The following is an 11,164-nucleotide window of genomic DNA, read 5'->3' as shown; positions in this document are numbered from 1 at the left end:
GAGAGAGTTAGGAATGCTGGGGATGAGGGAGCTGGCTCTGTAAGCTCCCCAATGTTACCGCCTCAAGGATCTAGTAGTAATATGGCTGTTGTCATTAAATCCTTAAGTAGGTTTTATTTAAAACAGAAAGGTTATAAAACAAGTTTTGATAACACGCAATAAATCATTCTATTATTTTTTAACGCAAAAGCATGCTTCCCTGCAAGATAGGAGAAAAATATTTAAAAAAAATGATCCTTTGAAAAAGGTGTGGGGATAAAAATCGTTGAAAGTTTATGTAAACAATGCCAAATTTTGTCTTAGTTCATGCTGCTGAGGAAGATATCTCGGCTATTTTTACACTGAGAAGCTTACTAAAGACGATAAAGCGGATCCTCTGAGAAGAGCCAAGAAGAAATCAGTTCGGGACACGGAAAAGAAATATTGTAGGTACTTTGGTGATACTTTGCTTCACAGAACCTAAATCCTCAGCACTTCTCCATAATTTTACGGGTCGTGTAAGGACAAGTTCGTTCGGACCAGAAAGGTCGGAGGCAATACAAAGCTCCGCACAGGAAGGCAAAGAATTTAGAAGAGACTCAAAGGTATAGATATTGCGATAAGGAGTTTCTATACAAACGGAAGTAGATCCCTGTTGGGAGGCTACCGCTTTTTTTATCGACTTTAAACGTTCCTTGGGGCTTTGTGGTAAATATCCCAAAAATATAAAACTCTGGGAGAACAAGCCTGAAAGCATAAGGGCTAGGGTGATGGAACAAGGGCCTGAAAACGCCTGTACAGGAATTCCCAAAGCACGTGCACGATGAACTAAACTAGCTCCAGGGTCCGCAATACAGGGAAGCCCTGCATCGGAGATCAGTCCCCAGTTTTCTCCGTGTTTTACTATAGGCTCTAGATAAAAATCCCAAGCCTTGGGCAAGCGCGCATGCTTACTGAGAATAGCAAGAGGAAATTTATGGACTTCGGGAAGTTTCCATAAACTTAGAAAGGCCCTGCCCCCACGATCACTTTCTACAATCAAGCCATTAAGTTTATGGACTACCTCTCCTATAACAGGAGGGAGAGTCTCTACAGCACGATTCCCGAGAGTGTTGGGAAGAAGATATAAAGTCACAGTTTAGCCATCCTAATCACTACAGTTTCCAGAGCTATTATAGGGTCTTGGATATTATTTTTAATTAAAGTTTCTGTATAAAATAAAGCACTTAGGGCTTGGTGCAGTCTCTCCTTACCATAAAGGAGGAAGACTCGGTGTTTGTTTTCTTTCGAGCCCTCTTCAAGACTACGTAAACCATAGAGACATTGGGTACGAAGAAAAGCAATAATCCCCAAGGGATCTTCACCATCCTCGATTAAAAAATGTAACTGCTGATGCCCCTCAACAGCATCTCTCTTCAATAGGGAATCGCGAAATTTCCATAAGGAAGACTTCTCTTTTTGCACAACCAACTCTTTAATATCGGAGTGATCCAATGCCTTTTTCTTGCCAACCGAACAAAGTAGCTTATCAAATTCACTGAGGATATCATGGAGAGAAGTCGAAGCAAGTGTACGCAAAAACAAAGATGCCAGTGATTGGGGACACGAAATTCCCAGACGTTCCGTCCTTTGCAAGAGAAGACGTATAATTCTCTTCTGACGATCTGCAGACCACTCTCCGAATAAATTCAAAGAAAGAGCGGAGGGCAATGCTTTTGATAGTCCTCGAAAGCATTCCTGCTTCGTTGTAATCATCAGAATAGTAAGATGAGGTTGAGGATTCCTAACATAGTGGCTTAAAAAATCCTTAGTTGCTGGAGGCAATTTTTCTGCATGGATAATTCCCAGAGTCTCATGCACTCGAAACAATGCGAAAGTCTCCGTCCAAGACATCAGAGTTTCTGGCATGAGTCCCTGACCATCAATCTCTTGGAATTTCTCAGAGATTAGCAATTCGATCAAAACGTCTTTATCATCTTCGAAAGCACTCCCTATAAGAGCTATAGCAGGTAATTGCTCTGCATAAACTTGGGAAAAGTCATCAAAATTCGTTAGGGATTTTTGCATCAGGGTAAAGTCAAAAAGGTACTATACTGAACCTACTATACGTATTTTCCTTCCAACTGTACAACATGAATCCTTAAGATCTCCGAGAGAATTCGAGAAGATCTCGATCGATACGGGTTTTGACCTTAAAAAGAAAACGGGAAGGGAGTGAAACTTTCCCCCTTCCCGTTAACACAAGCAATAATGCGAAAATCACAAATTATCGAGTCATCATTTTGATCAGTTGGTGACGCCAGCCATGAGCTGTACGGACACGGCTTTTAGAGCCATGCTTTCTCGTAGCTGTTGAAGAACATACGCGTTTGCAACTGGGTGTGTGCTTATGATTTTTGTGGCATGCTAAAGCACAGGCTGCTGATTTCTTAGCAGAACCTTTAGCAGCTGTAGTTTTTCTAACTGCAGGCTTCTTAGCAACAGTCTTACGAACTGTTCTTTTAGCTGTAGTTTTCTTTGCTACTGTCTTTTTAGCAGCTGTCTTACGAACTACACGTTTAGCAGCAACTTTTTTAGCCGCAGGCTTCTTAGCAACAGTCTTACGAACTGTTCTTTTAGCTGTGGTCTTCTTTGCTACTGTCTTTTTAGCAGCTGTCTTACGAACTGCAGGTTTTTTCACAGCGGTTTTGCGAACAGTAGCTTTTTTAACCGTACGTTTAGCCGCAACTTTTTTAGCAGGCTTTCGTACAGCTCTTGAAGCTGTCTTTTTACCGCTCTGTTTTTTTTGCGCTCCAATCATCTTCATTCCCCTAATTAGACAGGTAATTACTTACCAGATCTATCGACAGAGGCGATTGAAAACTTTAATAAAAAAAGATTTTTATTTTACTAATTAGTAAAACAAAAATCTTTATTAAAACATAAATAAATAGAATATAGCTACTTAGAAAGCTTCTTATCTAAATAATAAAGAATAGAACGAACACCAAAACCTGAAGCATATTTCGGATAATGGTCTTCTTCTTTTTCACGATATGCGGTACCTGCGATATCAAGATGTGCCCAGGGTACCAAAGATTCTTCTAAAAATCTCTGTAAGAATAACGCTGCTGTAATAGCCCCTGCACGGTTATTCCCTATATTTTTCATATCGGCAATATCAGAATGGAATGCTTTATCATACTTCTTGACTAAAGGCATTCTCCATAACGGTTCAGAGGTTTCGGCTGACGCCTCTAAAAGATCTTCAGCTAAAACATCATTATTACAAAATAAACCTGCAACCTCTTCTCCCAGAGAAACTACCATAGCGCCCGTGAGAGTTGCAAAATCTATAATACGTGTGGGCTTACAATATTTTAAAGCATAAGAAATTGCATCCCCAAGGATAAGGCGTCCCTCAGCATCGGTACTACAAATCTCAACAGAAAGCCCTGACATCCCCACATAGACATCACCCATTTTATAGGAAGCTCCATCAATAGCATTCTCTGTAGCAGGAATAATTCCTGTCACATTTATAGGAAGCTCCAAAACTGCTAGTGCCGAGAGAATCCCTAGCACTGTAGCGCCTCCTGCCATGTCTTCTTTCATAGTAAGCATGGATTTTCCAGGCTTGAGGTCTAAACCCCCAGAATCAAAAGTTACTCCTTTTCCTATCAACACAGTGTGATCTTTAGACTTGGGGCGTCCTTGATAACGGAGGATTATAAACTGCGGATCTACACAAGCACCCTTAGAAACAGCCAGTAATAATCCCATCTTCTCCTTGACAATGGCATCTTTTCCTAAGACCTCAGTATCAATACTAGGGAACTTTTTACCCATGTTCAGAGCAATTTCTGCTAATTTTTTAGGGGTAATTGCATCAGCATTCCCGTTCACAAGATCTCGCGTGAGATATACACCTTCAAAAATGGCTTCTTCTTTTCTAAATATAGAATCAGCTATCTTAGGAACAATGCCAAAAACTGTGACTTTAGAAAGGAGAGATTCAAGATTTCGATCTATCTTACTATAACGAGGATAATCGTAGTTTAATGACAAGATTCCAGAGGACAACCCTACCAAGAATTCCTCAGCAGAAAGGCGTAATTCAGAAATCGTAGGTAAAATGATATTTACTGTTTTACACTTTGCTTTACGCAATACTCGAGTCAGTTTAGCATACGTTTGGAAAACAGAATCTGAAGTTAGCTCTTCGCTCTTCCCTAAACCTAATAGGACAATCCGTTTTTCTTTAGCTTTAAGGCTACCATAGAGGAGCTCAATGTCCCCGTTCTTTCCCTGAAAGTTCTCCAAAGCAGGAAGATAGGAAGGCTCAAATTCAGCTTCAAAAGAAGCTGCATTTTGTGCATCCTTAAAATGCCAAAAAGGCAGAACTATAGCGTCTGCCTTAACACGATTACGTGCAGAAGCCTGAGCATGAAATAAAACCACAAACTCTCTCCTTAAGATAAAAACATCAAATGACTAGAAATTAAAAAGGAACATCTTCGCAGACATATTGCTGTTCTTGACCGTAACCAGCATACATATCTTTATCTTTAATAGCTTCTGCATCCAGTGCCTCACCTTCAAATCCTACTGACACAGATTCGTATGCTGTCTGATTGTGGTTCTCTTCTAAAGATGGAGAACGGGTTCCCTCATTACGACCGAAAGGACTAAATTTCAAAGAATCTACGCTAATCACTAAAGAAGATTGTGGCGAACCATCTTTGCTCATGTAACTCTCTATAGAGATGTCCCCAGCAACAATGATTCCAGAGCCTTTCTTCAAATAAGGAAGCATTTTATCATAGCGATTATGCCAAATATTGCACTTACACCAGACAGTTTCATCTTTCATTCCAATACGAGTCTTCACTCCCAATCTCAGAGTAACCACACGTTTTCCTTTCGAAGTCATTCGTTCTTCAGGATCAGCGCCAAGGTAACCAGCAAAATGCCCAAACATCATAAGATAGCCTTTTGGATTTCTATAATCAATTTTTAATACTTCTTTATCTTTACACCTTACAACAAGGACAAAAACAAAAACTCAACAAAACTATTGCTCTTCTTCTAGAACAAGAGGTTGATCCATTGTTTAAATTAGAAAAAGGTGTAATGTCTTTACGCTTAATTAAGCACGAATACCTGTAGGAGGAGGCTGCATTCCACTACTACCCTGAGGCATTTGTGGCATTGTATCTACAGAAGGTTCTCTACCAGCACAAATATCGGTACATACGGTACGCCACTTAACAACGGTTTCAATAAACAGTTGAGCAAAAGCTTTTAATAAATTCGTTTCAGCATATTTCATATCCAAAACGCAATGCATTAGAATTAGCTGTTCTTTAGTAGCAACACCTACTCCACCTCCAGCCATCTGACCGCCAAGCATAGATCCTTCTAATAATTTCTCGTATAAGGCCAATTTCCTCTGAGTATTATCAGGGAGTCCATCTAATAGAGGAGCGTAGACATAAAGACGATCAGAATGTTCTTCATAAGTAAGGTGAAGAGAGAATTCACCATCAACAAATAAAATACACGTGTTATTCTGATCAAAAGCTACATCCGGCAGTTTTAATTCTTTAGCAAAATTTTTTAGATTTTCCTCAGCATTTTGCCTGGACATGAGGGAATCTCCTTGTAATAGATTGTTGTTGCTTCAAGTTACCACAAGAGTGATTTGTTAGTAAACGATTTCAAAGGCTTAAAATCAAAAACTTTCTTGTGTTTCTGTTGTTATTATGATATCGGATGGACAATGGAAAAAGTTTCTTCTTATCCCACACTTCCTTTACCTCTTGGGGTTTCTCAAATTTCTCCAAAACGCTATCATTTTGCTCTATATGCTTCACAAGCTACCGAAGTAGTCCTTGCTTTAACAAAAGAAAATTCTGAAGTCATAGAAATTCCCCTTACCCCTAACAAACACCGCACAGGTGCGATTTGGCATATAGAGATCGACGGTATTTCTGATCAATGGTCTTATGCATTTCGTGTCAATGGGCCTAAAAATCATACTATGCAATACTCTTTTAAAGAGTATCTTGCAGATCCCTATGCGAAGAATATTCATTCTCCACAAATCTTCGGTTCTCAAAAAAAACAGGGAGATTATGCGTTTTGTTATTTAAAGGAAGAACAATTTCATTGGGAAGATGACAGGCCTCTTCATTTACCGAAAGAAGATATGATCATCTATGAGATGCATGTACGTTCCTTCACTCAATCTTCTTCATCTAAGGTTCATGCTCCAGGAACCTTTCTAGGAATTATTGAAAAGATCGACCATCTACATAAGCTGGGTATCAATGCTATTGAGCTTTTGCCCATCTTTGAATTCGATGAGACCGTACATCCTTTTAAAAATTCGCAATTTCCTTATCTTTGCAATTATTGGGGATATGCTCCTATAAATTTCTTTTCTCCCTGCAGGCGTTATGCCTATGCCTCCGATCCTTGCGCCCCGATTCGTGAGTTTAAAACGTTAGTCAAGACCCTTCATCAAGAAGGTATTGAAGTGATTCTTGATGTTGTTTTTAATCATACGGGCTTTCAAGGGACTACCTGCTCTTTGCCTTGGATAGATACTCCGAGTTATTATATTTTAGATGAAAATGGTCACTTTACCAATTATTCAGGCTGCGGAAACACGCTCAATACAAACCGCGCTCCCACGACCCAATGGATTCTCGATGTCTTACATTATTGGGTAGAAGAAATGCATGTCGATGGGTTTCGATTCGATCTTGCTTCTGTGTTTTCTCGTGGTCCTTCGGGATCTCCTTTAGAATTCTCTCCTATTTTAGAGGCAATTTCTTTTGATCCTTTACTTAGGAGTACAAAGATTATAGCAGAGCCTTGGGATGCTGGCGGCTTGTATCAAGTCGGCTATTTTCCCCGTGTGTCTCCAAGATGGAGCGAGTGGAATGGCCCTTATCGTGATCAGGTTAAAGCATTTCTTAATGGAGATCAAAATCTCTTAGGAACCTTTGCCTCTAGAATTGCTGGATCTCAAGACATCTATCCCCGAGGTTCCCCTACAAATTCCATTAACTACGTAAGTTGCCATGATGGGTTTACGTTATGCGACACTGTATCTTATAACCACAAACACAATGAAGCCAACGGAGAGAATAATCGTGATGGTACCGATGCGAACTACAGTTATAATTTCGGTGCTGAGGGAAAAACACAAGACCCGCTTATTCTTGAAATTCGCGAAAAACAATTACGGAATTTTTTCCTTACATTGATGGTTTCGCAGGGCATTCCTATGATTCAATCAGGAGATGAATATGCCCATACAGCTCAAGGAAACAACAATCGTTGGGCTTTAGACTCAGATGCAAATTATTTTCTCTGGGATCAGCTTACAGAAAAGCCTCAACTTATGAACTTTCTATCTGATCTCATTGCTTTCCGTAAAAAATATAAAACATTTTTTAATCGAGGCTTTCTTACCCATAAGGAAATTAGCTGGATGGATGCTCTCGGCCATCCTATGACATGGCACCCTGGAAATTTTTTAGCATTTAAAATAAAATCGCTAAAAGCCCACATTTATGTTGCTTTTCATGTGGGGACTCAAGAAATATGCGTAACCCTACCTAAGCCTTGGGTGAATTTCCTTCCTTATCAGATAGTTGCCGATAGTCATAAGGGCTTTGCTACTCAAAATCTAGCAGCACCGACAGTGTCATTACAACCTCATACCACCTTAATTGCGGTAAGCCGCGCGAAAAACGCTACCTAATGTCACCATCTATTTCTTCATTCCAGGATTCTATAACAACAAAGTCTGCGTCCTTGTAGAACTTCTCCAGAATCTGACGAGCATTAAATCCTTCTATAGCAAGACGATCTACGTTAGACTGGAGGAGACCCTGTGCATCTATAATTAATCCTTGAGGACTGTCTAAAATTAAACGAGCTGTCCAATCTACAGCCTCTTCTACGCCATAAAATTGCTTTGTCACGGCAAATCCTGCATATCCTTCTTCTTCAGCTTTAACATGCCAAAAGTTTTGAGGATTTCTTGCGAGAAGCTTTTCGTATAGAGCGGTTCTTTCTAGTATGACACAAGCAGACAAAGCTTCTTTGTCTAACTCTTTAAGGTACTTTATAGAGAGTACAGATTTCAGATAATCTTCAATTGCAACCTCATTAGAAACCATAATGCAATGGTTGTCTTTGCGATGAACGTACAGGGCGCCTTGATACTGAATCCCATTAAAAAAAAGAGAAGCGGATTCGTCCATAGGTTCGATCTTTAAACACTGGAGTCCTGGATAAAATTCTCCCCAGCGGATACCCTCATATAAAGCATGGACCACGCAACGCTGGCCTTGAATCGCGGTATCTAAAAAAACGTTATCTCCATAAATACGATAAGGACCTTTCGCTTCTATGAGAGCTGTAGTACTTTCACCAGATAGAAGGACTCGAATTTTAGGTTCGACAACAGTAGCCTGCTTTATAAAAGTATCTGATACCTTGACTTCTGAGAATCCTGAGATACTCATACTGAAAAAAAGACTCAAAAGCACGTGTTTCAATAGTTTCACTGTCCTTCTCCTAAACTGGGTAAATTCTTTGCATGTCTTTTTAAATGGTCGTAAGCAAGTTGTGTTACCATTCTGCCTCTGGGGGTCTTTTTGATTAAACCTTTTAAAATTAAAAATGGCTCGTAAACATCTTCAAGAGTTTTAATATCTTCTCCCACGGCTACCGATAAAGTTTTAATTCCAACAGGCCCGCCTTGGTAGTAGTCAATGATTGTGGTGAGAAGTTTGATATCAATTTCATTTAACCCCCACTCATCTATTAATAGCATAGCCAAAGCTTTTTCTGCTACGTCGCCATTGATACAGTTTCCTTCTCGCATCTGAGCAAAATCCCTGACCCAACGTAGAAGATGATTTGCCAATCGCGGAGTCCCTCGCGATCTCTTAGCAATTTCTAGTAATGCAGAACTGTCAGCTTCTATTCCGAGTAAACGTGCCGATCGGAGTACAATCTCCTTTAGATCTTGATCTGAATAGTAGGCAAGTCTCCCACTAAAAGCAAAGCGTGCTCTTAAAGGTTCGCTTAGCATTCCTGATCGAGTGGTTGCTCCGACTAAAGTGAATGGAGCAAGATCAACACGGACAGAGCGAGCTCCAGGCCCTGAATCTATAGTAATATCGACTTTAAAATCTTCCATCGCAGAATACAGATATTCTTCGGCAACTTTCCCCATGCGATGGATTTCGTCAATAAAAAACACGTCTCCTTCTTGCAAACTAGTTAAAAGTCCTAATAGATCTGATGGTTTGATTAATTGGGGTCCTGATGCTAAGACCAGACCTTTACCGACAGTGTAAGCAACAATATGAGCAAGTGAGGTTTTCCCTAATCCTGGCGGTCCGAAAAACAAGCAGTGTCCAGGGACTTCTCCTCGTTGTACTGCTGCACGAAGGAATAAGTCTAAACGTTCTTTTAAATGAAGCTGTCCATAAAACTCTTGCAGCCCTCTAGGTCTTAAAGATACATCAAATTTTTTATCCTGATGCAAGACAGCTGCTTGATGCGTCATGTACGAACCTTCTATCTAATTTTTTCTTTAGGTGGATTCTATATTTTCTTCAGACTCCCACCAAAAACACTCACCCGCTATACTAGGCATAGTACATGAGATAATATATAGAAGTACACTACGGACATCTTCCTTCTTTTTCCTATTAAGAAAAGAAGAAGTTTTAAAGTAAAAGGAATAGGTAGAACTTCAACACGGTTTTCATTTTGTCATCTAAAAATCGCATTTCCTCATCCGAGTTCTTTTTTTCTAAAACAGAAAAAACCTGTAAAAATTTAAAAATAGTTAACTGTTTTTAAGAAAATAGTTTCTAATCAAAAGTTCGTAGTAAAAAATTACATGCCATATAGCTGAGAAGATTTAAAGATGTATTATCAAGTTCTTACAAAAGTCCCTACATGAATTGATTCAAGATAAGTAAGATTCTTCTATTACAACATCAAAGAGCTGGCCTACCTTAAGTTTTCTCTAAAAATAAGGTTTGCCTTTTTCCCTTGGGATTATCTAACATTGCCTCTAGGTTCCATGATAAAATTGTAGCCCTTGGGATAGCCTTTTCTTGTTTATATAACTGGTCTTTTCAGGACAGAATCGATGTCTATCTTATACTTAGAAAAGTTCCCCAAAATCAGCAAATTGAAAAACAGAATATCATTAAGAAAGCAATTTTAAACTGTTAAGGTTTCTAAATGAGCATAAAAGAAGATACGTGGATACGAGAGAAGGCACTAAATGATGGTATGATCCATCCCTTTGTTAATGGCCAAGTGAATGTAAATGAGGAAACAGGAGAAAAGCTGATAAGTTACGGCCTATCAAGTTATGGTTACGATCTCCGTTTGTCTCGGGAGTTCAAAGTTTTCACTAATGTCTATAACTCTGTTATTGATCCAAAATGTTTTACTGAGGATATCTTTATCTCTATTACTGATGACGTCTGTATTGTCCCTCCAAATTCTTTTGCTCTAGCTCGTAGCGTTGAGTATTTTCGAATACCTAGAAATGTCTTGACGATGTGTATAGGTAAGTCTACGTATGCACGATGTGGAATTATCGTGAATGTCACACCCTTTGAGCCCGAGTGGGAAGGGTATGTGACTATAGAAATTTCCAACACCACGCCATTGCCAGCAAAAATTTATGCCAATGAAGGGATTGCTCAGGTCTTATTCTTTGAGTCTCGTATGGCCTGTGAGGTTTCTTATGCCGACAGAAAAGGAAAGTATCAAAAGCAACAAGGCATCACCGTACCTTGTGTCTAAAGTTTCAGTAAGGGAAAAAAGCTGGGGCTTCAGATTATTAGAAGAAGCGATGGTCAACTCTTGGTGGGTGATCCTTAGCATTCTCATTGGCGGTTTTGTTTATGATCGTGCTATCCAGAAGTTACATGTAGAAGAGTTACGCCTACAAAGCAAGGTCTCTTCTTTATGCAAGGAAATTTTTTCTGCTCAAGAAGAGCAGCGTCAGCTCCAATTACATCTTCAACACTGGCAGGACTCCACTGCCATAGAAGCTGCTTTAATTCAGCGTCTTGGCCTCATTCCTAAAGGCTATATGAAAATATGTATTGCCCCAAAGCAACAATCAGAAAGTAAGGCCTGAAAAAAG

Annotated in this window: 11 protein-coding genes; 3 read left to right on the top strand and 8 right to left on the bottom strand. The window is 39.6% G+C overall.

Going from position 1 to position 11,164, the window contains the following annotated elements; translation table 11 throughout:
* Positions 1-397: 397 nt before the first annotated feature.
* The 6 genes from CMV32_RS05245 to CMV32_RS05220 form a co-directional block, all read right to left on the bottom strand.
* Entirely contained in the window at positions 398-1,114 is a 717-nt protein-coding gene (locus tag CMV32_RS05245; protein ID WP_100934869.1) for an SAM-dependent methyltransferase, read from the bottom strand.
* Complete coding sequence (locus CMV32_RS05240) at positions 1,111-2,046, bottom strand: hypothetical protein (protein WP_100934868.1); 936 nt, start codon at positions 2,044-2,046, stop codon at positions 1,111-1,113. Before CMV32_RS05240 ends, CMV32_RS05245 begins: the two co-directional genes overlap by 4 nt.
* Before the next feature lie 199 nt (positions 2,047-2,245).
* Positions 2,246-2,779 carry a histone H1-like repetitive region-containing protein gene (locus tag CMV32_RS05235; protein ID WP_100934867.1) on the bottom strand — a complete coding sequence of 178 codons (534 nt, stop codon included), beginning with the start codon at positions 2,777-2,779 and terminating at the stop codon, positions 2,246-2,248.
* Between the two features lie 140 nt (positions 2,780-2,919).
* Positions 2,920-4,419 (bottom strand): leucyl aminopeptidase, encoded by a 1,500-nt coding sequence (locus CMV32_RS05230; RefSeq protein WP_100934866.1) that lies wholly within the window; start codon positions 4,417-4,419, stop codon positions 2,920-2,922.
* Positions 4,420-4,459: 40 nt separating this feature from the next.
* Positions 4,460-4,942 carry a single-stranded DNA-binding protein gene (locus CMV32_RS05225; RefSeq protein WP_100934865.1) on the bottom strand — a complete coding sequence of 161 codons (483 nt, stop codon included), beginning with the start codon at positions 4,940-4,942 and terminating at the stop codon, positions 4,460-4,462.
* 165 nt (positions 4,943-5,107) lie between these two features.
* A complete protein-coding gene (locus CMV32_RS05220) occupies positions 5,108-5,608 on the bottom strand; it encodes a type III secretion chaperone Slc1 (RefSeq protein ID WP_100934864.1) in 501 nt (166 codons plus the stop codon).
* A gap of 132 nt (positions 5,609-5,740) precedes the next feature.
* On the opposite strand from CMV32_RS05220, the gene CMV32_RS05215 reads away from it, so the two are divergent.
* Positions 5,741-7,735 (top strand): glycogen debranching protein, encoded by a 1,995-nt coding sequence (locus tag CMV32_RS05215; RefSeq protein ID WP_100934863.1) that lies wholly within the window; start codon positions 5,741-5,743, stop codon positions 7,733-7,735.
* Here CMV32_RS05215 and CMV32_RS05210 read toward each other — a convergent pair.
* A complete protein-coding gene (locus CMV32_RS05210; protein ID WP_239923167.1) occupies positions 7,728-8,504 on the bottom strand; it encodes a SpoIID/LytB domain-containing protein in 777 nt (258 codons plus the stop codon). The genes CMV32_RS05215 and CMV32_RS05210 overlap by 8 nt on opposite strands.
* 38 nt (positions 8,505-8,542) lie before the next feature.
* Complete coding sequence (gene ruvB, locus CMV32_RS05205; RefSeq protein ID WP_100934861.1) at positions 8,543-9,556, bottom strand: Holliday junction branch migration DNA helicase RuvB; 1,014 nt, start codon at positions 9,554-9,556, stop codon at positions 8,543-8,545.
* Between the two features lie 689 nt (positions 9,557-10,245).
* Between ruvB and dcd the strand changes: the two genes are divergently transcribed.
* A complete protein-coding gene (gene dcd / locus CMV32_RS05200; RefSeq protein WP_100934860.1) occupies positions 10,246-10,818 on the top strand; it encodes a dCTP deaminase in 573 nt (190 codons plus the stop codon).
* Positions 10,811-11,158, top strand: coding sequence for a hypothetical protein (locus CMV32_RS05195; protein WP_100934859.1), 348 nt, complete (start codon positions 10,811-10,813; stop codon positions 11,156-11,158). The genes dcd and CMV32_RS05195 overlap by 8 nt, the downstream gene beginning before the upstream one ends.
* Positions 11,159-11,164: the final 6 nt, after the last annotated feature.

This window comes from Candidatus Chlamydia corallus (assembly GCF_002817655.1).
Taxonomy (GTDB): domain Bacteria; phylum Chlamydiota; class Chlamydiia; order Chlamydiales; family Chlamydiaceae; genus Chlamydia; species Chlamydia corallus.
This window is presented reverse-complemented; position numbering and strand designations above follow the sequence as displayed.

Coding starts and splice junctions, on each gene's coding strand:
- CMV32_RS05240 (WP_100934868.1), bottom strand. CDS start 2,046: ATGCAAAAATCCCTAACGAATTTTGATGACTTTTCCCAAGTTTATGCA.
- CMV32_RS05235 (WP_100934867.1), bottom strand. CDS start 2,779: ATGATTGGAGCGCAAAAAAAACAGAGCGGTAAAAAGACAGCTTCAAGA.
- CMV32_RS05225 (WP_100934865.1), bottom strand. CDS start 4,942: ATGATGTTTGGGCATTTTGCTGGTTACCTTGGCGCTGATCCTGAAGAA.
- CMV32_RS05220 (WP_100934864.1), bottom strand. CDS start 5,608: ATGTCCAGGCAAAATGCTGAGGAAAATCTAAAAAATTTTGCTAAAGAA.
- CMV32_RS05215 (WP_100934863.1), top strand. CDS start 5,741: ATGGAAAAAGTTTCTTCTTATCCCACACTTCCTTTACCTCTTGGGGTT.
- CMV32_RS05210 (WP_239923167.1), bottom strand. CDS start 8,504: ATGAGTATCTCAGGATTCTCAGAAGTCAAGGTATCAGATACTTTTATA.
- ruvB (WP_100934861.1), bottom strand. CDS start 9,556: ATGACGCATCAAGCAGCTGTCTTGCATCAGGATAAAAAATTTGATGTA.
- dcd (WP_100934860.1), top strand. CDS start 10,246: ATGAGCATAAAAGAAGATACGTGGATACGAGAGAAGGCACTAAATGAT.